Source organism: Streptomyces sp. NPDC048496 (assembly GCF_043200055.1).
Taxonomy (GTDB): domain Bacteria; phylum Actinomycetota; class Actinomycetes; order Streptomycetales; family Streptomycetaceae; genus Streptomyces.
In genome coordinates this window covers 75863-97145 of sequence record NZ_JBICXB010000006.1, presented here as the reverse complement: position 1 = coordinate 97145, position 21283 = coordinate 75863, and the positions used below count along the sequence as shown (strand labels likewise).

Genomic DNA, 21283 nt, shown 5'->3' with positions numbered 1-21283 from the left:
CGGCAATGTTACGAGACGATCACACTGTGGTTCATGTGTTCGCCGTCACAGATCGCATAGCGCCGTGCCGGGGTAACTCCTACGCTCGAAGCTGAGGAAGGGAGTCACCATGACGGTTGACCCCAGCGACCCGGAGACCTTCGAGAGAATTCAGCCGGACGAGCCGGACCCGGAGGCACCCGAGGCTGACGCGGCCGAGCAGCAGGCCGATCTCCAGCCGAAGAGCGACGATCCGCTCACGGACATCGACCGGGACACCGCAAACGAGGCGGATGCGGCGGAGCAGGCGCGCGTCGTCGCGGAGGACGAGGACGATTACCGCTGATACGCCCCGCTTTGCCGTGCAGGTCGACGAATCTGTGGCTACCGCAGCCGTCCGGTCCGTGAAATTCTGCGTCCGCGCCGCGCGCACCCGGGTTACTCAAAAGTACGATGGCTGTACGGCGCAGCGTGCAGAAAAAGGCTGTGTTCGATCACAATTTTGGGAGGCGGCGTGACAGCCATCGAGCAGACAGAGGCGGCGCGCCCGCGGGGCACTCGCCTGCCTCGCCGCGCCCGACGCAACCAGCTGCTGGGCGCCGCGCAGGAGGTCTTCGTCGCGCAGGGTTACCACTCCGCCGCGATGGACGACATCGCCGAGCGGGCCGGTGTCAGCAAGCCGGTGCTCTACCAGCACTTCCCGGGCAAGCTGGAGCTCTATCTGGCTCTGCTCGACCAGCACTGCGAATCGCTGCTGCAGGCGGTCCGTACCGCGCTGGCGTCGACGACGGACAACAAGCTCCGTGTCGCCGCGACGATGGACGCCTATTTCGCGTACGTCGAGGACGAGGGCGGCGCCTTCCGGCTGGTCTTCGAGTCGGACCTGACGAACGAGCCGGCGGTACGGGAACGGGTCGACCGGGTCTCGCTGCAGTGCGCGGAGGCGATCTCCGACGTCATCGCGGGGGACACGGGGCTCTCCAAGGACGAGTCGATGCTGCTCGCGGTCGGTCTGGGCGGCGTGTCCCAGGTCGTCGCCCGGTACTGGCTGTCCAGCCGGTCGGCGATCCCGCGCGACACGGCGGTACAGCTCCTCACCTCGCTGGCCTGGCGTGGCATCGCCGGGTTCCCCCTGCACGGCATCGATCAGCACTGACGTCCGGCCGGTGCTCCTCACGTATCCGCGATACGTGTTCGCTGCGGGCGTTGCCTGCCGACCGCTGACGGCTCCGCTCACCGGGCTAATGTGTGGTGCGTACGGCGCGGCTCACGCGCAAGAGGACTGACCGTCGGAGGGACATAGCCGTGGAGGTCAAGATCGGCGTGCAGCACGCACCCCGGGAGATCGTTCTGGAGAGCGGGCTTTCCGCCGAGGAGGTCGAGAGCGCGGTCGCCGAGGCTCTGACCGGCAAGACGCAGCTGCTCAGCCTCACGGACGACAAGGGCCGCAAGGTCCTGGTGCCGGCCGACCGGGTCGCCTATGTGGAGATCGGCGAGCCGAGCACACGGCGGGTGGGGTTCGGCGCGCTGTAGGGACAGAGGCGCAGCAGTTCGAAGCGGCCCGGAGGGGTGTATCCCCTCCGGGCCGCTTCTGCGTTCCGCCGGCTGCTCCGTACCGGTTGCCGCCGTGCGGCACCTGTGCGGAACCTGTGCCAGGAGGGTTGCGTTCCGCAGCCCACGGGTAGTACGGCCTACGACCGGTTTGCCCTCCCCCATCGCCCTGGAAGCATGGGAGACACCCCCTCCGCAACCCGCGAGGTGATCGTCTGTGATCTGGGAATCCCTCGGCTCCGTCGCGCTCGGACTCGCCCTCTCCTGGGCGGCGCTCCGCTCGCTGTCCGGTCGGCTCCCGTCCCGCCGTGCCGTCTACGCCACCGGTGCTCTGGGTGCCCTGTTCGGCGCGTATCTGATGCACTCGGTGCTGGGACCGGGGCACGTCCTGCCCACCCTGATCGGCGCGGTGCTGATCGGCGCGGTGACGCTGTCGCTGCTGATCCGCCCGCGCGGCCGCCGCCTGAGCCGATCAGCGGCGGCCTGAGGGGGCCGTCGGCGGTCTGTCAGGCAGCCAGTCCGAGCGCGGCCATCCGCTTGGTGTGCGCCTCGGTGATCCGCGAGAACATCCGGCCGACCTCGGCCAGGTCGAACCCGTCCGCCACCCCGCCCACCAGCATCGTCGACAGCGCGTCGCGGTCGGCGACCACCCGCTGGGCCTGGGAGAGCGCCTCACCCATCAGCCGCCGGGCCCACAGCGCGAGCCGTCCGCCGACCCGCGGGTCGGCCTCGATCGCGGCGCGCACCTTCTCGACGGCGAAGTTGCCGTGGCCCGTGTCGTCCAGCACGGCGAGGACGAGCGAGCGGGTGTCCGAGTCGAGGCGGGCGGCGACCTCACGGTAGAAGTCACTGGCGATCGAGTCGCCGACGTACGCCTTGACCAGACCCTCCAGCCAGTCCGACGGGGCGGTCTGGCGGTGGAAGTCGTCGAGCGCCTTGGCGAACGGCTCCATGGCCCCGGTCGGCTCGGTCTCGATCGCGGTCAGCCGGTCCGTCAACCGCTCGAAGTGATGGAATTCGGCGGACGCCATCTTTGCCAGCTCCGCCTTGTCGGCCAGCGTCGGTGCGAGTTTTGCGTCCTCGGCTAGCCGCTCGAAGGCCGCCAGCTCCCCGTACGCGAGTGCTCCCAGCAGATCCACGACCGCGGCACGGTATTGCGGCTCGGCGGATGCGGTGGCCCAGTCCTGGGCGGCGATTCCGGTGGGTGCGGGGGCTTCAGTGGCGTTGTCAGGCGTCTCCATGAACCGCAGAATAGCCCGCCCGCCGAAGGATGGAAGGGCCTGGTCAGCCGGTGACATCACACCGTTCCGATGAATTTGCCCAACACAGATGCGCGAATCCGGGGTACAGTGGTATTGCGGCTACTGAGTATTTTGGATGTACCGGTGGCGCGAAATTGAATGAGGATGCCCGGTCGGTGGCCCGATCGGCTCCGACCCGACAGCCCTCCACGCGGGGCGTACGCCACGTACGACCGCAGATGAGGGGCCCCCTCAGCGGCACGAGCGCTCGAGCGACGGCAGTGGTCCCGCGCCACCCGGCCCATCCACGGCCGGATGACCAACCCCGGCACGGTACGACCCCCAGCGTTCGCCTCGGACCGCGTCTCACAGAAGAGGCAGCACCCTGACTACGTTCCGAGACCTCGGGATTCTTCCCGAGACGGCCGAGGCCCTTGAGGCCGTCGGCATTGTGTCCCCCTTTCCCATCCAGGAGATGACGCTCCCCGTCGCACTCTCCGGCTCCGACGTGATCGGACAGGCCAAGACCGGTACCGGCAAGACGCTCGGTTTCGGTCTTCCGCTGCTGGAGCGCGTCACCGTCCCCGCGGACGTCGAGGCGGGCCGGGCCAAGCCCGAGCAGCTGACCGATGCGCCGCAGGCGCTGGTCGTCGTCCCCACGCGTGAGCTCTGCCAGCAGGTCACCAATGACCTGCTGACCGCCGGCAAGGTGCGTAACGTCCGCGTTCTCGCGATCTACGGCGGCCGTGCGTACGAGCCGCAGGTCGAGGCCCTGAAGAAGGGCGTCGACGTGATCGTCGGCACCCCGGGCCGCCTGCTCGACCTGGCCGGCCAGCGCAAGCTCGACCTGTCGCACGTGCGTGCCCTCGTCCTCGACGAGGCCGACGAGATGCTCGACCTGGGCTTCCTGCCCGACGTCGAGCGGATCATCACCATGCTGCCGCCGACCCGCCAGACGATGCTGTTCTCGGCGACCATGCCGGGTGCGGTCATCGGCCTCGCGCGGCGCTACATGTCGCAGCCGACGCACATCCGCGCCACCTCGCCCGACGACGAGGGCGCGACCGTCGCCAACATCTCGCAGCACGTCTTCCGTGCCCACTCCATGGACAAGCCGGAGATGGTCTCGCGGATACTGCAGGCCAACGGCCGTGGCCTGGCGATGATCTTCTGCCGCACCAAGCGGACGGCCGCCGACATCGCCGAGCAGCTGGAGAAGCGCGGTTTCGCGTCCGGCGCGGTCCATGGCGACCTCGGCCAGGGCGCCCGTGAGCAGGCGCTGCGCGCCTTCCGCAACGGCAAGGTGGACGTGCTCGTCTGCACCGATGTCGCGGCCCGCGGTATCGACGTCGAGGGCGTCACGCACGTCATCAACTACCAGTCGCCGGAGGACGAGAAGACCTACCTCCACCGCATCGGCCGGACCGGTCGTGCGGGCGCCAAGGGCATCGCGATCACGCTGGTCGACTGGGACGACATCCCGCGCTGGCAGCTGATCAACAAGGCCCTGGACCTGAAGTTCAACGACCCGGTCGAGACGTACTCCACGTCGCCGCACCTGTTCGAGGAGCTCGACATCCCGGCCGGCACCAAGGGTGTGCTGCCGCGCGCCGAGCGGACCCGTGCGGGTCTGCGGGCCGAGGAGATCGAGGACCTGGGCGAGACGGGCGGCCGCGGCCGCAAGTCGTCCGCGCCGTCGGCTCCTGCCGCGGAGGAGCGGGCGCCGCGTACGCCGCGTCAGCGTCGTCGTACGCGGGGCGGATCCGCGCTCGCGGAGGGCACCGCTGCCGCGGTACCGGCGCCGGCCACGGAGCCCGTGCAGGCTGCGGTGGCAGCTCCCGCCGCTGACGCCCCGGTGGAGCCGCGTACGCCGCGCCGCCGTCGCCGTACGCGGGTCGCGGTCCCGGATGTCACGGCCGAGGCCGCGGTGGCCCTGGCGGAGGCTCCGGCCGTCGTCGGGACACCGGCCGGGGCGGAGGCCGAGGCCAAGCCGCGTCGCCGTCGGGCCCGCACCGTCACCAAGCCTGCGGACGAGGTCGACTTCCAGATCGCGCCCATGGCCGAGCCGGTGGTGGAGGCGAAGACGGTGACGAAGCCGCGGCGCCGCGCCCGGATCGTCGCCAAGCCGGCCGAGGACGAGGTCGACTTCCAGATCGCGCCGATCGCCGAGCCCGAGCCGGACAGGACGCGTCGGCGGACGCGGGCCGCGGCGAAGCCGAAGGCGGAGACCGTGGTGGAGGTTCCGGTCGCGGAGGGCGAGGCCAAGCCGCGGAGGCGGCGCGCGCCGCGTACTGCGGCCAGGACCGAGGCCTGAGCACACGCCGATGGTCGTTCGGGGCTCTGCCCCGGACTCCGCTCCCTGTCGCGGGGGAGGCCGTTGATCGTGCCGGACGGGCCTGAGGGCATCCTCAGGCCCGTCCGGCGTTCGAGGACGCAGTCGGCCCGTCCGGTGGGTGAGGACATAGCCTCGTGCCATGAGTCGGCCGCCCACCTTCACCCCGCCCCCCTGCACCCGCGCCCACGCGCTGCCCACCGCGCGAGGGGCCTTCGCCGTGCTGGATGCCTCGCCGCCCGCCGAACCGCGCGGCACCGCCCTTCTGCTGCCCGGATACACGGGCAGCAAGGAGGACTTCATCGCGCTCCTCGAACCGCTCTCCGCCGCCGGCTACCGCATCGTCGCCGCCGACGGGCGCGGGCAGTACGAGACCGACGGAACGGACCGTCAGGAAGACTACGAACAAAGCGAGTTGGCCCGCGATGTGCTCGCGCAGGCCGACGCGCTCGGCGGCTCCGTGCATCTTCTCGGGCACTCGCTCGGCGGGCAGATCGCCCGCGCCGCCGTGCTGCTCGACGCCTCGCCGTTCCGTTCGCTGACGCTGATGTCCTCCGGCCCCGCCCAGGTGGTCGAGGCCCAGCAGCTCAAGGTGAAGATGCTCAGCGACGCGCTCGCGACGCTGAGCATGGCCGAGGTGTGGGACGCGATGCGCGCCCTCGACCCGCCCGAGGACGCGGCGGCAGCGAACGGCGAGGGGCTGCGCCGGCGTTGGCTGCGCCACCGTCCCGCCCAGCTGATCGCCACCGGGCGGCAGCTGGCGACCGAGCCGGACCGGGTGGCCGAACTCGCCGCCGTACCGCTGCCCGTCCATGTCCTCTCCGGCGAGCGCGACGACACCTGGCCGGTCCCGTTGCTCGACGAGATGGCGCAGCGGCTCGGCGCGCACCGCAGCCGGATCGCGGGCGCCGAGCACTCCCCCAACACGGACCGCCCGGAGCAGACCGCTGCCGCGCTGGCCGCCTTCTGGGACGGCGTGTAGCTCACGGCCTCCCCCGCGGCAGGGAGTGGGCTCCCTGCCGCGGGGGAGGCCGTCAGTACTGCGCCTGCAGGTGCTGCCAGAAGCCGTCGCGCAGCGCCCGGCGCAGATGGGCGTGGCCGCGCAGTGAGTGCTGGAGCAGCCGTTCGGCCTCGACCAGCAGGTCCTGGTCCACGGAGCCCGGCAGGTAGGGGTGTCCGGGCAGCAGGTCGGCGAGGGCGTCGCGGCCGCGGGCGGAGAGCCAGGCGGCGGCGATCTGCGCGCCGACGAAGCGGACATCCTCGCGGGAGGGCGCCGGAGTGTCGTCCTCGTACGTGGTGACGGGGCGTCTGGTGACGTACGGGCGGCAGAAGTCCAGGTCGAAGGTGCGCTGGCTGTCGACCTCCCAGAGCAGCGGTTCGGCCTGGTTGCGCCCTTCGCCCGCCTCGATGCCCCAGAGGTGGACCCGGGCCCCGTACCCCTGCGCCGCCTCGACCGCGGACACCAGGTCCTCGTCGCCGCCGACGAGCGCCGCGTCGCTGATCGCGCGATGCCGGGCGAGGGATTCGAGGTCGGTGCGGATGAGTGAGTCGACGCCCTTCTGCTGGTTGTTGGCGTTGAGGTTGCCGAGTCTGACCTTGACGTCGGGAAGTTCGGCGATGGACTGCTGCTCGACCGTATGGATCCGGCGCCTGGCCCCGTCGTACCAGTACACGCGTAGGAGTCTGCTGTCCGCGAAGATGGTGCGGGCCTTGTCGATGAAGGCCTCGATCAGCCCTTCCGCGTCGAGATCGAAGGAGCGCCGGTCCTCCGTGCCGGTGACGAGCAGTCCGGCCGCGGCGTACACATAGCCCGCGTCCACGAAGATCGCGTGGGTCGAGGGGGTTTTGGACACCTCGGCGAGCATGCGCTGGAGCAGCTCGTTGGTGTGGTCCAGGCGTTCGCCGATCTCCGCCTCGTTCATGCGGACCTCATTGCCCGCACACGGCCGATTTCCCTCTGGTACTTAGACATCCAAAAAATTTCCTTAGCGTAGGGAATGTTTGCCGGGGGCAAGCCGTTGTACATCTTGTGGAGCGCGGGACGCCGATGTCCGACGCTCCACATCCTTGCGGACGGGTCACCCGTCCTCCCAGTAGTTCTCCAGCAGGAGGATCGGACGAAGGGAAGCCATATGCGCTTCGAGATCATGCGACTCGACGATGTCGACGGTACCGCCGTGGACAGCACCGTCGTGGACGCCGCCTCCGTCAACCGGATCGTGCAGCAGGCCGCCTCGATAGGCCAGCGCATCTACATCCGCCCGGCCGAGAACTCGGCTTCGTAACGCCTCACCGACGTACAAAGACGAAGCGCCCCCGCACGGACGGTCCGTGCGGGGGCGCTGTGGTGTCCGGGGCCGCGTCAGGAGTTCTGGATGACCTGGGTGACCCCGTTGATGATCTGCTGAACGGCGATGGCCGAGAGCATCATTCCCGCGAGCCTCGTCACCAGGACGACGCCGCCGTCCTTGATCACGCGGATGATCAGCAGCGAGTAGCGCATGGTCAGCCAGAGCACGAGGTGCATGGCGACGATCGCCGTCCAGACCGAGAGCTGACTCCCGAAGCTGTCGGCGTGCTGCACCGCAAGGATCACCGAGACGATCGCGCCGGGGCCGGCGAGCAGCGGCATGCCCAGCGGTACGAGCGCGACGTTGACGTCCTTCGTCTGCGTCGGTTCGTCGGTCTTGCCGGTCAGCAGATCGAGTGCGATCAGCAGCAGGAGCAGCCCGCCCGCGATCATCAGAGCGGGGACGGAGACATGCAGATAGTCGAGGATCTGCTGGCCGAGCACACCGAAGACGGCAATCACGCCGAAGGCGACGGCAACCGCCTGGAGCGCCATCCTGCGCTGCATCTTGGCGGGCCGGCCGGCGGTGAGGGCGAGGAAGATCGGGGTGATTCCGGGTGGATCCATAATCACAAAAAGCGTGAGAAATAGGGATCCGAAGACAGCAACGTCGAACACAGTGAGGCCTTGCGAGAAGAGAGCGGGTCGAGACGGGACGTTCACAGTCCGCAGCCGTGAGCGGCCGGGCGTGCGAGAAAAGGGTGGGAAGGGACGAGATGCGCGGACAGGCGGCTACGCGTTGCGGGGCCCGCCGGCGCCCGGCACCGGGAAGGCTCCCGTGGCGCGCCGGGTGATCTCGCCGTAGATCTCCGGGTCGGTGGTGAATTCGCCGAGCTGTACGGTCTTCCGGCTGCCGTGGTAGTCGCTGGAGCCGGTGGCCAGCAGCCCCAGTTCCTTGGCGAGCCCGCGCAGCCGGGACCTGGTCGGCTCGTCGTGGTCCATGTGGTCGACCTCGATGCCGTCGAGGCCCGCGGCGGCGAGCCGCGCGATGGCCGCCTCGGGCACCACTTCGCCGCGCTTGACGGCGAGCGGGTGGGCGAAGACGGTGACGCCACCCGCAGCCTTGACCAGCCGGATCGCGTCGAACGGGTCGAGCTCGTGCTTCCGTGCGTACGCGCGTCCGCCGTCCGCGAGCCACTCGGGCGTGAAGGCGTCGGAGACCGTCTCGACGACGCCGAGTTCGACGAGCGCGGTGGCGATGTGCGGCCTGCCGACCGAGCCGTGCCCCGCGATCCGGGCGACCTGCTGCCACTCGACCGGGACGCCGAGCTCCTGGAGCTTGCGGACCATCGTCTGCGCGCGCGGCACCCGGTCGTCCCGTACCAGCTCGCGTTCGCGTGCCAGTTCCGGCTCGGCGGGGTCGAAGAGGTACGCGAGCATGTGCAGCCCCACACCGTCGACCCGGCAGGAGAGCTCGGCGCCGGTGACGAGGGTGAGGCCCTCGGGGAGCGCGGCGATCGCCTCGGCGTGGCCGCGGGCGGTGTCGTGGTCGGTGAGGGCGACGACATCGAGGCCCGCGGCGGCGGCGTTCCGCACCAGTTCCGCGGGGCTGTCCGTGCCGTCCGAGGCGGTGGAGTGGGTGTGCAGGTCGATGCGCACGACGCGTACTCCAGTGCTCGCAGCCGGACAGGGGGACTGCCCCAGGATAACCGGCATTCGAACAGCGCCCGGCCGGTCACGGCAGCGCCCGGGCGCGCGTCCGGCGGTCAGGGCCGGTCGAGCAGCCGTGGTGTGAGCGCCCCGCACGGCACGAGCTCGGCCTCCGCCCCGGCCTCGCGCAGATCGGCCAGTATCAGTTCGTCGTACATCAGCAGCCCGGACTGCTCGGGCCAGACGATCGCCCAGAGCCAGAGCCCGCGCGCCTCACCGGCGAAGACCGCCCGGTCCTCGGGGGCGCCCTTGACGTGCCAGAGCGAGGTGGGGCGTCCGCCGGCGAGCACCTTGGCGTCGGGAGGTCCGTCGACATTGAGGTACGGGCCGGGGTCGGGGCCGTCGATCCCGGCGTAGTGCGCACCGAGTCCGACCCCCAGCTCCTCGGCGACGAGCAGCAGCTCGCCCATACCGCCGAGTGGACCAGGGCCCGAGCAGGCGACGACGGTCGCGCGGCCGCCGCTGCGGTCGTCGCCCGCGTACGAGACACCGGTGAACAGCCAGCCGACGGGCAGCGGCCAGGGCATCCACACCGGCACCTGGGCGCGGGCCACCACCACCCCGAGCGCCTCGACGCTGGGCGGGATCACCGGCTGCAGCGGATACACGGCGCCATGCACGGCGCACTGCCAGGTGTCGGCGAAAAGACCGGGCGCCCTGACCCGGCCTCCGCACTTCGGGCAACTGGGTTCGCCCCTCATAGCGACCAACGGTCCTCCCCGGCTGTCGCCGCGTCAAGGACGATCACCCGTCCGCAGCGTGGCTCCGACCAGGGAAATTAGATGTAATTTGCACTTATTAGCTTCTCTAACTTATTCTGTGTATGACGCATCGATCCAGTGGAGAGTGAGAAGGCCCATGCAGGGAGAGGATCCCTCCGATCAAGGAGCGGGCAGCATCCTGCGCCAGCCGAAGGCCGTCTGGGCCACCGCGGGCGCCTCTGTTGTCGCGTTCATGGGAATCGGGCTGGTGGACCCGATTCTGCCGTCCATCGCCAAGGGGCTCGAGGCGACGCCCAGCCAGGTGTCCCTGCTCTTCACCTCGTACTTCCTGATCACCGCGTTCGCGATGCTCGTCACCGGCTTCGTCTCCAGCCGGATCGGCGGCCGCAAGACCCTCCTGACCGGTCTCGCGCTCGTCGTCGTCTTCGCCGCACTCTCCGGCACCTCGTCGTCCGTCGCGGAACTCGTCGGGTTCCGGGCCGGCTGGGGACTCGGCAACGCGCTCTTCGTCTCGACCGCGCTCGCCGTGATCGTCGGCGCGGCGGCCGGCGGCAGCTCGGCGGCGATCCTGCTGTACGAGTCGGCGCTCGGCCTCGGCATGGCGTGCGGGCCGCTGCTCGGCGCGCTGCTCGGCGACGCCAGCTGGCGCTACCCGTTCTTCGGCACCGCGGCCCTGATGGCGATCGGCTTCATCTGCATCACGGCGTTCCTGAAGGAACAGCCGAAGCCCGCCCGCAGGACCTCACTGCTCGACCCGGTCAAGGCGCTCGGGCACGGCGGCCTCGCCTCCGTCGCGACCTCGGCGTTCTTCTACAACTACGCGTTCTTCACGATCCTGGCGTTCACGCCGTTCGTGCTGAACATGACGCCGTACAAGTCCGGAGCGGTCTTCTTCGCCTGGGGTCTGCTGCTCGCCGTCTTCTCGGTGCTCGTCGCACCCCGGCTGCAGAAGCGCCTCGGCTCGCTCAAGGTGCTCGGCGCCTCACTGCTGCTGCTCGCCGCCGACCTGCTGATCCTCGGCTACGGCAACCACACCACGGCCGTCGTCTGCACGGTCGTCTCCGGCGCCTTCATCGGCATGAACAACACCGTCTACACGGAGCTGGCGCTCGGCGTCTCGGACGCGCCGCGCCCGGTGGCGAGCGCGGGTTACAACTTCGTCCGCTGGTTCGCCGCGGCCGCCGCCCCGTACCTCGCCCCGAAGATCGAGGAATGGAGCAACATCCACATCCCGTTCGTGGTCGCCGCGGTCGCGGCCGTCGTCGGCGCCGCCGTCGTCCGGGTCCGGCGCACGGCACTGACCCACGAGGCGGAGGAGCTGGAGCCGAAGCACGCCACCGAGGACGGCGTCACGGCCTTCGCCAACTGACCCCTGCGCGAACCCCGTTCCGCCCCGCCCGCGGCTCCCCCTCCTGGCCGCGCGGCGGGGCTTCCCCCATGCCCGTATGGCGTTCGTCTCAGTCCAGGGTCACGGAGGTACGCAGCGGGTCCCGCAGATCCGTTCCGTGCGACAACCACCGCTCCTGGAGTTCCTGCGCCCCTCGGACCCGCTTCCACGCCGCCTCGTTGGGTGTCATCGGCAGCAGCGGCAGGAACCGCACCGGCTCCATCGGCCCGCCCGTCTCCCGGCCGCCGCCCCCCACGGAGCCGCTGCGCGGCGCAGGCTCGTTCAGTTCCAGGTCCTCGACCAGCCCGCCCGGCTCGGCGACCAGTACGGAGCTGAACGGCGCCCCGGGCCACAGCGGTTCTCCCAGGTCCAGCGAGGCGCCAGGAGCCACGATCAACCCCTCGACCTGCGGGGAAGCCGCCAGTACAGCCAGTCCACGGAGCACCTTGTCGGTGTCGGCGAGCCCGGCCCGCACGGAGAGGATGAGCTCGGCGCGCGGCCCCTTCACGGGGTCCGCGAGGGCCGCGGTCGGATCGGACATCGGCTGGGCGGACATGCCGAGCGTGGCGTAGCGCACCACATCGCCGTCGACGAAACGGAGTACCTCGATCCGGTCCGTACCGAGAAACGTCACCGCGGCGCGCGCGTCCGGTTCACCGAGAGCTGTACGGAGCCGGGCCTCGACCAGAGCGAGAATTTCTTCCATGCCGCGAGCATAGGACGCGTATGGAACGGGCAAAGTAAGGGATTGGCCCGGAGTCGGCTGATAGTCTTGGCCGCTGGTCGGGACAGCACGCAGAAGCGTCGCTCTCAGTCCCGACAACACGTCATCCCCCACGGGGGACCGGCTGGAGGAGGTGGGGCTGCAATGGATCGAAGTCGATCGTGCAGTACCAACCGCTCTTCCGCCCCACACCCTTCTTCGGTGATCTGACGCCTCCCCCGTCAGGACCCAGGGCGTCGCGCACGACGGAAGAGCACTCCTTTTTTGCCTGTCTGTAGCGAACGCCGTCATCGCGCCGCCGCGGTGCCGCCCGCTTTGCGGATGTGAGCACACGTCCCCATTCCGGGCTGTTCCACGCGCCCGACGACGGCCCTCCGTGAAGGAGCCAGCCATGTCGATGATCCGTGACCTGCGCGCCGCCGTGCGCCCGTCCCTGCGCAAGACCAACACCCTGCACAGCAGTTACGACACCACCCGTGACCCGTCCGCCTCCAGCGCGGTCGTCGACTGCGCGGTCTACCGCGACGGACGCCGCGTGGAGAGCGCCGGCTGCTTGACCCCGCACGAGGCGATGCTTCGGGTGCGCGAGGACGGCGGCTTCGCCTGGATCGGCCTGCACGAGCCGACCGAGGAGGAATTCGCCGGGATCGCCCGGGAGTTCGGCCTCCACCCGCTCGCCGTCGAGGACGCCGTCCACGCCCACCAGCGGCCCAAGCTGGAGCGGTACGACGACACGCTCTTCACCGTCTTCAAGACCATCCACTACGTCGAGCACGCCGAGCTCACCGCGACCAGTGAGGTCGTCGAGACCGGTGAGGTGATGTGCTTCACCGGCCGGGACTTCGTCATCACCGTCCGGCACGGCGGACACGGCTCGCTGCGGGCGCTGCGCCACCGGCTGCAGGACGACCCGGAGCTGCTCGCCAAGGGGCCTTCGGCGGTCCTGCACTCCATCGCCGACCATGTCGTCGACGGCTACATCGCCGTGGCCGGGGCCGTCCAGGAGGACATCGACGAGGTGGAGATCGAGGTCTTCTCCACCCCCGCGAAGGGCAGCCCGCGCGGCGCCGAAGCAAGCCGGATCTACCAGCTGAAGCGTGAGGTTCTGGAGTTCAAGCGGGCCGTCTCCCCGCTGCTGCGGCCGATGCAGCTGCTCAGCGAGCGGCCGATGCGGCTGGTCGATCCGGACATCCAGAAGTACTTCCGGGACGTCGCCGACCACCTGGCACGGGTGCACGAAGAAGTCATCGGCTTCGACGAACTGCTGAACTCGATCCTGCAGGCCAACCTGGCGCAGGCGACCGTCGCGCAGAACGAGGACATGCGCAAGATCACGTCCTGGGCGGCCATCGTCGCCGTACCGACGATGATCTGCGGCGTCTACGGCATGAACTTCAAGCACATGCCGGAGCTGCGGTGGACGTACGGCTATCCGATGGTGTTGGGCGTCATCGGGGTCGTCTGCTTCTCCATCCACCGCTCGCTCAAGCGCAACGGCTGGCTCTAATAGAGTTGAGGGTATGACTGCTGCTGCCGCTGACTCGCTGCTCGGACCGGCCCTCGTCGAGGAGGCCACCAAGAAGTCCGGTCTGATCTGGGTACGCGGCACCGGGCCCGCGCGGGCGCTGTGGCACGTATGGCACGAAGGCGCGGCCCATCTCGTCGGGGACGGCCCCGGCGAGCAGCCGCTCCCGGCCGGTCTCGCCGACGGGTCCGCCGCAGAGGTGACCGTGCGCAGCAAGGACAAGGGCGGCCGGCTGATCGCCTGGACCGCCGCCGTGACGGAGCTCGCACCGCACTCCGAGGAGTGGGAGGCGGCGGTCGCCGAACTCAAGGGCAAGCGGCTGAACGCGCCGGACGCCGAGCAGATGACCGAGCGCTGGGCGCGCGAGTGCCGGGTGCTGCGCCTGACGCCCGGCGAGTTCCGTACGGAGCTGCCGGACAGCTCGCACGCGGCGGCGCCGCTGCCGACCCCGGCGACCACCCGCCGCCCCGTCCCCGACGCCCTCCCGCGGTTGCTGCGGAAGCGCCGCCGCCTTTAACGGCCTCCCCCACGATGGGGAGTCCGCAAGGGCTGTCGCCGCGGCGTCACGAGGTCGACTTGGGGAGCTGCTGCCCGTAGTCGACGGTGTCGTCCTTGGCCGGGGCTTCCAGCGTGAAGTCCTTGCCCCAGTCGGCGAGCGTGAGGGTGCCCCCGCCGCCGCCACGGGCGAACCGCAGCGGATACGGCGTGCCCTTCAGTGCGACGTCGACCGCCCCGCCCTCACCCTTGCCGCCCAGGATCTGGATGGTGCGGACGGAGCCGACCTTGCCGCGGTCGCCCTTGTTGACCTCGCCGTGCAGCGTGAGCATGCCGTCGAGCAGGGACTTCATGTCCGTGAAGCCGCGCAGCTGCTTGTACGTCGGGTCGTCCTGCGGGACCTTCACATACTTGTCCTGGAGCTTGTCCCCCGCCGCCGCACCGGAATCGCTGCTGTGCTGGTCCTTCTCCTCATGGCTCCAGAAGCCGGAGCCGGCCTTCAGATAGACCTCGTCACCGATCCGCAGCAGCTCGAACGTGCTGGTCTTCGAGGTGACGGAGCCCGTGCCGCCGTCCTCCTTGAGCCGCATGTCGATCTTGTACGTGCCGCCCTTGCCGACCAGGGTCCCGGCCAGCCGCACCGCGTCTGCGGAGTCGGCTGCCGCCTGCGCCTTCTTCTCGATCAGGGCCGCCGAGAGTCTGCCGATGCCGTTGGTCCCCTTGTCCGGATCCTCGCCGCCGCACCCCGTCAGGGCTGCGGTCAGCCCCGCACAGAGCACGCCGGCAAGAGCGGTCCGGCGGCGGGTCCGGACGGGCGGGACAAAAGAGGTCACTGGCGCACTGCCTCTCATCTGCATGTCGGGGGCTGGCAGACCGCAGCGTACCCGTGTCGCCTACGCCGTCCGGCGCAGAGCCGTACGGACTGCTCACCGGGCCGACCTGGAGCGGTACGGGCTAGCCTGATCCCGTCATAGCGGTGCAATTCATCCCTGAATGGACCACCCCCTCTCCACGGGACGGACGGAGGCGCAGAGCATGGCGGCAGGCGCACCCCGGGTCTTCGTCTCGCACCTTTCCGGCGTGCCGGTCTTCGACCCCAACGGGGACCAGGTGGGCCGGGTCCGTGATCTGGTCGCGATGCTGCGGGTCGGCGGCCGGCCGCCCCGGCTGCTCGGCCTGGTCGTCGAGGTGCTCAGCCGCCGCCGCATCTTTCTCCCGATGACCCGGGTGACGGGGATCGAGTCCGGTCAGGTCATCACCACCGGCGTGGTCAACATGCGGCGCTTCGAACAGCGGCCCACCGAACGCCTGGTGCTCGGCGAGTTCCTCGACCGTCGGGTCCGCCTCGTGGAGACCGGCGAGGAGGTCACCATCCTCGATGTCTCCGTGTCGCAGCTCCCGGCCCGCCGCGACTGGGAAATCGACAAGTACTTCGTACGCAAGGGCAAGGGCGGGGCGCTGCGGCGCAAGGGCGAGACCCTGACGGTCGAATGGTCGGCGGTCAGCGGATTCTCACTGGAGGAGGACGGGCAGGGCGCCGAATCACTGGTCGCCACGTTCGAGCAGCTCCGGCCGACCGACGTGGCCAACGCGCTGCATCATCTGTCGCCGAAGCGTCGGGCCGAGGTCGCGGCCGCGCTCGACGACGACCGGCTCGCCGACGTCCTGGAGGAGCTGCCCGAGGACGACCAGGTGGAGATCATCGGCAAGCTCCAGGAGGAGCGCGCCGCCGATGTCCTGGAGGCCATGGACCCGGACGACGCGGCCGACCTGCTCTCCGAACTGCCCGAGGCGGACAAGGAGCGGCTGCTGACCCTGATGCGGCCGGACGACGCGGCGGATGTGCGGCGCCTCATGTCGTACGAGGAGCGGACCGCGGGCGGTCTGATGACCACCGAGCCGATCATTCTGCGGCCGGACGCGACGGTCGCCGACGCACTCGCGCGGGTTCGGCAGGCGGATCTGTCGCCGGCGCTCGCCGCCCAGGTGTACGTGTGCCGCTCCCCCGACGAGACACCGACCGGCAAGTACCTGGGCACCGTGCACTTTCAGCGGCTGCTGCGGGATCCGCCGTACGCCCTGGTCAGCTCGATCGTCGACAGCGATCTCGTCCCCCTCGCACCCGACACTCCGCTGCCGGACGTGACGAGCTATCTGGCCGCGTACAACCTGGTCTCCGTGCCGGTCGTGGACGAGAGTGGATCACTGCTCGGCGCGGTGACCGTCGACGACGTCCTCGACCACCTGCTGCCCGAGGACTGGCGGGAGACCGACTTCCACGGTGAGGGGGAGATCGCGCGTGGCCGGTGAGGAGCGCTCGAAAGGAGCGCCGGCGGGGGCCTCGGGCATCGCGCGCCCGTCCCGTTCGCGGCTGGACCAGCCGAAGGCCCCGCGTCGTCGGCTGCTGCCCCATTACGACCCCGAGTCGTTCGGCCGGCTCTCCGAACGGATCGCCCGATTCCTGGGCACCTGGCGCTTCATCGCCTGGATGACACTGGTCATCATCGTCTGGGTGCTGTGGAACGCCTTCGCGCCCGTGGGGTGGCGGTTCGACGGGTACCCGTTCATCTTCCTGACTCTGGTCCTGTCGCTCCAGGCCTCGTACGCGGCCCCGCTGATCCTTCTCGCGCAGAACCGGCAGGCCGACCGCGACCGGGTCACCTACGAGCAGGACCGCAAGCAGAACGAGCGCTCCATCGCGGATACCGAGTACCTCACGCGGGAGATCGCGTCGCTGCGGATGGGTCTCGGCGAGGTGGCCACGCGCGACTGGATCCGCTCCGAACTGGACGACCTCGCGAGGGACCTGCACGACCGGCAGGCCCTGTACCCGGCCGAGAGTGACGAAGACCGCTGACAGGGCTACTCGCGCGTAGCGACAGGCGCCGTAACATCGTCGGTATGGCTACCGAAGACGCGGTGCGCGAAGCACTGGCGACAGTGAACGACCCGGAGATCCACCGACCGATCACCGAACTCGGCATGGTCAAGTCGGTCGAGATCGCAGCTGACGGCGCGGTCGCTGTCACGGTGTATCTCACTGTCTCCGGCTGCCCGATGCGCGAGACCATCACCAAGCGCGTGACCGATGCGGTGGCGAAGGTCGAAGGCGTCACACGGGTCGACGTCACGCTCGACGTGATGAGCGACGAACAGCGCAAGGAGCTCACGTCCTCGCTGCGCGGCGGTACGGCGGAGCGCGAGGTGCCGTTCGCCAAGCCCGGCTCGCTGACCCGGGTGTACGCGGTGGCGTCCGGCAAGGGCGGCGTCGGCAAGTCGTCGGTGACGGTGAACCTGGCGGCCGCGATGGCGGCCGACGGCCTCAAGGTCGGCGTCGTGGACGCGGACATCTACGGGCACAGCGTGCCGCGGATGCTCGGCGCGGACGGCAGGCCGACCCAGGTCGAGAACATGATCATGCCGCCGTCGGCGCACGGCGTGAAGGTCATCTCCATCGGCATGTTCACCCCGGGCAACGCCCCGGTGGTGTGGCGCGGACCGATGCTGCACCGCGCACTGCAGCAGTTCCTCGCGGACGTCTACTGGGGCGACCTGGACGTCCTGCTGCTCGACCTGCCGCCGGGCACCGGTGACATCGCGATCTCCGTGGCCCAGCTCGTCCCGAACGCCGAAATCCTCGTCGTCACGACCCCGCAGCAGGCCGCGGCCGAAGTGGCCGAGCGGGCCGGCGCGATCGCCGTGCAGACCCACCAGAAGATCGTCGGCGTCGTCGAGAACATGTCGGGCATGCCGTGCCCGCACTGCGACGAGATGGTCGACGTGTTCGGCACCGGTGGCGGCCAGAGGGTGGCCGAGGGCCTGACGAAGACGGTCGGCGCGGAGGTCCCGGTGCTCGGCTCCATTCCGATCGATGTACGCCTGCGCGAAGGCGGCGACGAGGGCAAGCCGGTGGTCCTCTCGGACCCGGACTCCCCGGCCGGCAAGGCCCTGCGCACGATCGCCGACAGGCTGGGTGGCCGCCAGCGCGGTCTGTCGGGCATGTCGCTGGGCATCACCCCCCGCAACAAGTTCTGAAACGCGGCCCCCTGACGGGGCCACAGCACAACCGCCGGGCAGGGCACAGGCCCCGCCCGGCGGCACTGTCGATCCCGTCCGGCGAGCGATCCCACGGCGCGCGGTGGCGCCATCGAGCCCGTCCGGCGATCGAGGACGGAGCGGCAGCCGGGCACCGCGCCCGCTACGCGTACGTCGCGATGTCCTCGACCACGGAGAACCCCAGCCCGTACGCGCTCATCCCCCGCCCGTACGCCCCGATGTGCACCCCGCCCGGCGCCGACCCCGCCAGCACCCACCCGAACTCGGACTCCCGGTAGTGGAACGGCACCGGAACACCGTCCACCGGCAGGGACAGCACCGACCACGCGGGCCCGTCCAGATCATCGGCGAGTTCGAACGCCGTCTCCGTCTGCTGGTCCAGCCAGTCGTCGCGCAGCGTGTGGTCCAGCTGCGGGGGCCACGTGTACGCCAGCAGACCCGAGCCCGCCAGCCACGCCGCCGACGACACCGTGGTCGCCTCCAGCACCCCCGTACCGTCGCCACTGCGCCGTACGGGGCTGCTCGCCACCGTCACCACGACCGCGAACCGCTGCTTCTCGCCGCCGGAATCACCCCGTACCACGGGCTCCTCACCGTGCCCGGTCGAACCGTGCTGCACCGTGCCGTCCGCCGCCGTCCCGACCTGCATCAGCCAGCGCGGCCCGGTGAAGGCCTCGTCCAGTCCGTACCAGGGGAACGACGCCTGCAGATAGCCGTCGACCGTACGCCGGGTCGCCGGCACTCCTTCTGCGGTGACTGTGCTGGGCGCATCTTCCGCGCCTGCCCGACTCGTCGTCTCCATCTGCCCGGCCGCCTCCTCGATCCCTAGGGGTCCGCAGCGGCCCGCCCCCCTCGGGCGTCCTCGCAACCGGACAGATGGAGAATAGCGATACCGTCCGGACGAGGCGGGATTGACCGGTGTCAGGTGGCGTCTGCGTCGAAGGGCGGACGATCGTCCTTCGCGGGCTGCTCGCGCTTCTTGAGCAGGTCGGGGGCGCCCGGGGAGCCGTTCGCCGCAGTGACCGCCGCGCTGCCCGACACACCGCCCGCGGAGTCCTTGGACGTGCTCTCGCGACCGTTGACCGCGTCGGTGACCTCGGCCATCTCCTTACGGAGGTCGAAGCTCTCGCGGATCTCCTTCAGCCCGAGATCGTCGTTTCCGTCCATGAGCTGCTTGCGGACGAACGTCTTCGGGTTGAGGTCCTCGAACTCGAAGTCCTTGAACTCCGGGCCGAGCTCCGTACGGATGTCTTCCTTGGCGCTCTCGGAGAACTCACGGATCTTGCGGATGAAGCGCGAGGCGTCCTGGATGACCTTGGGCAGCTTGTCCGGGCCGAAGATCAGCACGCCGAGGACCACGAGCGTCACCAGCTCTAGTGCGCCTATGTCATTGAACACCTTGTTGCTCCTCGTGTTCCCCGAGCCCAGGTCGGATGAGGTCCGGACCCGGCCAACGGTACCCGGCCGAACTGTCCGCACGGTAGCGTCCCATGGCCGTCAGGTGCCGGTTGCCGACCCCAGGACCAAAGTCATGGACAGGTCTTTACCACCGCGGGTCAGACCGACGTCCAGGCGGTCACCCGGACGGTGCGCGCGGATCTTCACGATCAGCTCCTCGCCGCTGTGCACCCGCTGCCCGTCCACCTCGGTGATGATGTCGCCCGGCTTGATGCCGGCCTTCGCCCCGGGACCGCCGGGTGTCACCGCGGGCTTGCCCGCGGCGCCCTTCGCACCGACCTTGGCGCCGTCACCGGTGTACTTCATGTCCAAGGTCACACCGATCACCGGATGCGTGGCTCTACCGGTGTTGATCAGCTCCTCGGCGACCCGCTTGCCCTGGTTGATCGGGATGGCGAAGCCGAGGCCGATGGAACCGGCCTGGCCGCCCTCGGTCGACGAACCGTTACCGGCGGCGCGGATGGCGCTGTTGATGCCTATGACATGGGCATCGGTGTCGACGAGCGGGCCCCCGGAGTTGCCCGGGTTGATCGGGGCGTCGGTCTGCAGCGCGTCGACGTAGCTGATGTCGCTGCCGTCGCCCTTCTCGCCACCCGCGGTGATCGGCCGGTCCTTGGCGCTGATGATGCCGGAGGTGACGGTGTTGGACAGGTCGAAGGGGGCGCCGATGGCCACCACCGGGTCGCCGACCTGCACATTGTCGGAATTGCCCAGCGGCAGTGGCTTGAGGCCGGAGACGCCGGTGACCTTGACCACAGCCAGGTCGTAGCCGCTGTCCTTGCCGACGACCTCGGCGCGCGCGGTCTCGCCGCCGCTGAACGTCACCGTGATGGAACCGGAGGAGCCGGCCGGGGCGACGACATGGTTGTTGGTGAGGATGTGGCCCGACTTGTCGAGGACGAAGCCGGTGCCGGTGCCGGATTCGGTGGTGCCGCTGACATGGAGGGTGACCACGCTGGGCAGGGCGCTGGCGGCGATGCCCGCGACGCTGTCGGGGGCGCGGCCGCCGCTGTTCCTCGCGGCCTGCGGAAGCTCGACCGTGGTCAGACCGCCGTTGCGCTCGACGTAGGCACCGATGCCGCCGCCGATGCCGCCCGCCACCAGGGCGAGCAGCAGCGCGCCGACGAGCAGGGAACCGCGTCGGCTCTTCCTGCGCCCGCCGTCCGACCCGGGCGGGGGGCCGGGGTGGGTCAGCGGCTGCCGGGGCGCACCCCAGGGGTCGTACTGCAACCACTGCGAGGACTGTGGCGGCTGGGGCGGGGGTGTGAAGGCCGGGGCAGGGGCCGGGAGGGGCGCGGAGGCCGCGGGGATGCCTGCGTACGGCGGCGGTACGGGAGTGCCGTGCGCCGGTGTCGGCACCGGGCGCTGTACAGGTGGTGCGGGCGCCCAGGGGCCGGGGCCGCCGTACGGCGGGGTGCTGTACTGATCGGGCTCGTGCAGCGGCTTCACCGCAGGCACCGGCGCTTGGGCCGTCGCCCCGGGTGCATGCGCCCCGGGCTCGGGCGTCACCGGCGCGGGTGCCACCAGCGGTGCGGGCGCCACGGGCTCGGCCGGTGCGGGCTGGGCGGGGAGTACGGGCGCCGGGCTCACGTCTGCGACGACCATGGCGTCCGGGTCACCGGCCGGTGCGCCCACGGGCCGCACGTCCTCCGCCGGGGCGGGAGCCTCCTGCGGCGCTGATGGGGTGGCGCGCCCCGCCGCGGGGCGGCTCCACCACTTCGCCTTCGGCCCGGTGGGCTTCCCGTCGTCCATGCTCTCCCCGCAACCGCCACAACTGGCCTCTGCACACGCCCGAAAGGACGTTCCTCCCGGA

At 70.3% G+C, this 21283-nt stretch carries 23 protein-coding genes; 13 read left to right on the top strand and 10 right to left on the bottom strand.

The genetic code is table 11. The features are described 5' to 3' along the window. Nucleotides 1–109 precede the first annotated feature (109 nt). From ACGFSA_RS09060 to ACGFSA_RS09045, 4 genes are all read left to right on the top strand, one after another. Nucleotides 110–325 carry a hypothetical protein gene (locus ACGFSA_RS09060; RefSeq protein ID WP_393301885.1) on the top strand — a complete coding sequence of 72 codons (216 nt, stop codon included), beginning with the start codon at nucleotides 110–112 and terminating at the stop codon, nucleotides 323–325. Nucleotides 326–493: 168 nt separating this feature from the next. Then, entirely contained in the window at nucleotides 494–1135 is a 642-nt protein-coding gene (locus ACGFSA_RS09055) for a TetR/AcrR family transcriptional regulator (RefSeq protein ID WP_018105511.1), read from the top strand. 149 nt (nucleotides 1136–1284) lie between these two features. After that, nucleotides 1285–1512: a DUF3107 domain-containing protein gene (locus ACGFSA_RS09050; RefSeq protein WP_277328233.1), complete on the top strand. Its 228-nt coding sequence runs from the start codon at nucleotides 1285–1287 to the stop codon at nucleotides 1510–1512. 235 nt (nucleotides 1513–1747) lie between these two features. Next, nucleotides 1748–2017, top strand: coding sequence for a hypothetical protein (locus ACGFSA_RS09045; protein WP_358860506.1), 270 nt, complete (start codon nucleotides 1748–1750; stop codon nucleotides 2015–2017). A 19-nt stretch (nucleotides 2018–2036) separates the two neighbouring features. Here ACGFSA_RS09045 and ACGFSA_RS09040 read toward each other — a convergent pair whose 3' ends face one another. After that, the gene (locus ACGFSA_RS09040; RefSeq protein WP_266981799.1) at nucleotides 2037–2771 is read right to left on the bottom strand and encodes a ferritin-like fold-containing protein; all 735 of its coding nucleotides are present in this window, start codon (nucleotides 2769–2771) and stop codon (nucleotides 2037–2039) included. A 475-nt stretch (nucleotides 2772–3246) separates the two neighbouring features. Here ACGFSA_RS09040 and ACGFSA_RS09035 point away from each other — a divergent pair, with 475 nt between their 5' ends. Both ACGFSA_RS09035 and ACGFSA_RS09030 read left to right on the top strand, forming a co-directional pair. After that, nucleotides 3247–5085: a DEAD/DEAH box helicase gene (locus tag ACGFSA_RS09035; protein WP_393301880.1), complete on the top strand. Its 1839-nt coding sequence runs from the start codon at nucleotides 3247–3249 to the stop codon at nucleotides 5083–5085. Nucleotides 5086–5245: 160 nt separating this feature from the next. Further along, nucleotides 5246–6085, top strand: coding sequence for an alpha/beta fold hydrolase (locus tag ACGFSA_RS09030; protein ID WP_393301877.1), 840 nt, complete (start codon nucleotides 5246–5248; stop codon nucleotides 6083–6085). 52 nt (nucleotides 6086–6137) lie between these two features. Here the strand turns inward: ACGFSA_RS09030 and ACGFSA_RS09025 are convergent, their stop codons facing one another. After that, complete coding sequence (locus ACGFSA_RS09025; protein ID WP_393301874.1) at nucleotides 6138–7025, bottom strand: NYN domain-containing protein; 888 nt, start codon at nucleotides 7023–7025, stop codon at nucleotides 6138–6140. A gap of 210 nt (nucleotides 7026–7235) precedes the next feature. Here ACGFSA_RS09025 and ACGFSA_RS09020 point away from each other — a divergent pair, with 210 nt between their 5' ends. Beyond that, nucleotides 7236–7388, top strand: a complete 153-nt coding sequence (locus ACGFSA_RS09020; RefSeq protein ID WP_167747282.1) for a hypothetical protein — start codon at nucleotides 7236–7238, stop codon at nucleotides 7386–7388. A gap of 77 nt (nucleotides 7389–7465) precedes the next feature. Here the strand turns inward: ACGFSA_RS09020 and ACGFSA_RS09015 are convergent, their stop codons facing one another. From ACGFSA_RS09015 to ACGFSA_RS09005, 3 genes are all read right to left on the bottom strand, one after another. Next, the gene (locus ACGFSA_RS09015; RefSeq protein WP_393301871.1) at nucleotides 7466–8071 is read right to left on the bottom strand and encodes a MarC family protein; all 606 of its coding nucleotides are present in this window, start codon (nucleotides 8069–8071) and stop codon (nucleotides 7466–7468) included. Nucleotides 8072–8185: 114 nt separating this feature from the next. Then, nucleotides 8186–9052 (bottom strand): PHP domain-containing protein, encoded by an 867-nt coding sequence (locus tag ACGFSA_RS09010; protein WP_393301868.1) that lies wholly within the window; start codon nucleotides 9050–9052, stop codon nucleotides 8186–8188. A gap of 107 nt (nucleotides 9053–9159) precedes the next feature. Continuing rightward, the gene (locus ACGFSA_RS09005) at nucleotides 9160–9804 is read right to left on the bottom strand and encodes a DUF6758 family protein (RefSeq protein WP_393301865.1); all 645 of its coding nucleotides are present in this window, start codon (nucleotides 9802–9804) and stop codon (nucleotides 9160–9162) included. Between the two features lie 157 nt (nucleotides 9805–9961). Here ACGFSA_RS09005 and ACGFSA_RS09000 point away from each other — a divergent pair, with 157 nt between their 5' ends. Next, nucleotides 9962–11194 carry an MFS transporter gene (locus ACGFSA_RS09000; RefSeq protein ID WP_393301862.1) on the top strand — a complete coding sequence of 411 codons (1233 nt, stop codon included), beginning with the start codon at nucleotides 9962–9964 and terminating at the stop codon, nucleotides 11192–11194. Between the two features lie 88 nt (nucleotides 11195–11282). On the opposite strand, the gene ACGFSA_RS08995 is transcribed toward ACGFSA_RS09000, so the two are convergent. Next, the gene (locus ACGFSA_RS08995) at nucleotides 11283–11918 is read right to left on the bottom strand and encodes a suppressor of fused domain protein (RefSeq protein ID WP_393301860.1); all 636 of its coding nucleotides are present in this window, start codon (nucleotides 11916–11918) and stop codon (nucleotides 11283–11285) included. 409 nt (nucleotides 11919–12327) lie between these two features. Between ACGFSA_RS08995 and ACGFSA_RS08990 the strand changes: the two genes are divergently transcribed. Both ACGFSA_RS08990 and ACGFSA_RS08985 read left to right on the top strand, forming a co-directional pair. Beyond that, on the top strand, nucleotides 12328–13443 hold the full coding sequence (locus ACGFSA_RS08990; protein ID WP_393301857.1) for a magnesium and cobalt transport protein CorA: 1116 nt from the start codon (nucleotides 12328–12330) through the stop codon (nucleotides 13441–13443). A gap of 13 nt (nucleotides 13444–13456) precedes the next feature. Beyond that, nucleotides 13457–13978 carry a hypothetical protein gene (locus ACGFSA_RS08985; RefSeq protein ID WP_393301854.1) on the top strand — a complete coding sequence of 174 codons (522 nt, stop codon included), beginning with the start codon at nucleotides 13457–13459 and terminating at the stop codon, nucleotides 13976–13978. A 46-nt stretch (nucleotides 13979–14024) separates the two neighbouring features. Here ACGFSA_RS08985 and ACGFSA_RS08980 read toward each other — a convergent pair whose 3' ends face one another. Further along, complete coding sequence (locus tag ACGFSA_RS08980; RefSeq protein WP_393301851.1) at nucleotides 14025–14789, bottom strand: hypothetical protein; 765 nt, start codon at nucleotides 14787–14789, stop codon at nucleotides 14025–14027. 202 nt (nucleotides 14790–14991) lie between these two features. Between ACGFSA_RS08980 and ACGFSA_RS08975 the strand changes: the two genes are divergently transcribed. Genes ACGFSA_RS08975 through ACGFSA_RS08965 form a run of 3 tightly spaced genes read left to right on the top strand, consistent with a single transcriptional unit; the run spans nucleotide 14992 to nucleotide 17991 of the window. Next, entirely contained in the window at nucleotides 14992–16266 is a 1275-nt protein-coding gene (locus ACGFSA_RS08975; protein WP_393301848.1) for a magnesium transporter MgtE N-terminal domain-containing protein, read from the top strand. Continuing rightward, the gene (locus ACGFSA_RS08970; RefSeq protein WP_393301845.1) at nucleotides 16256–16813 is read left to right on the top strand and encodes a DUF1003 domain-containing protein; all 558 of its coding nucleotides are present in this window, start codon (nucleotides 16256–16258) and stop codon (nucleotides 16811–16813) included. The genes ACGFSA_RS08975 and ACGFSA_RS08970 overlap by 11 nt, the downstream gene beginning before the upstream one ends. Before the next feature lie 44 nt (nucleotides 16814–16857). Then, nucleotides 16858–17991: an Mrp/NBP35 family ATP-binding protein gene (locus ACGFSA_RS08965; protein ID WP_393301842.1), complete on the top strand. Its 1134-nt coding sequence runs from the start codon at nucleotides 16858–16860 to the stop codon at nucleotides 17989–17991. 163 nt (nucleotides 17992–18154) lie between these two features. Here ACGFSA_RS08965 and ACGFSA_RS08960 read toward each other — a convergent pair whose 3' ends face one another. The 3 genes from ACGFSA_RS08960 to ACGFSA_RS08950 form a co-directional block, all read right to left on the bottom strand. Continuing rightward, nucleotides 18155–18814: a hypothetical protein gene (locus ACGFSA_RS08960; protein WP_393301839.1), complete on the bottom strand. Its 660-nt coding sequence runs from the start codon at nucleotides 18812–18814 to the stop codon at nucleotides 18155–18157. A gap of 119 nt (nucleotides 18815–18933) precedes the next feature. Further along, nucleotides 18934–19410 (bottom strand): sec-independent translocase, encoded by a 477-nt coding sequence (locus ACGFSA_RS08955; protein WP_393301837.1) that lies wholly within the window; start codon nucleotides 19408–19410, stop codon nucleotides 18934–18936. 99 nt (nucleotides 19411–19509) lie between these two features. Beyond that, nucleotides 19510–21222 (bottom strand): trypsin-like peptidase domain-containing protein, encoded by a 1713-nt coding sequence (locus tag ACGFSA_RS08950; RefSeq protein WP_393301834.1) that lies wholly within the window; start codon nucleotides 21220–21222, stop codon nucleotides 19510–19512. Nucleotides 21223–21283 lie beyond the last annotated feature (61 nt).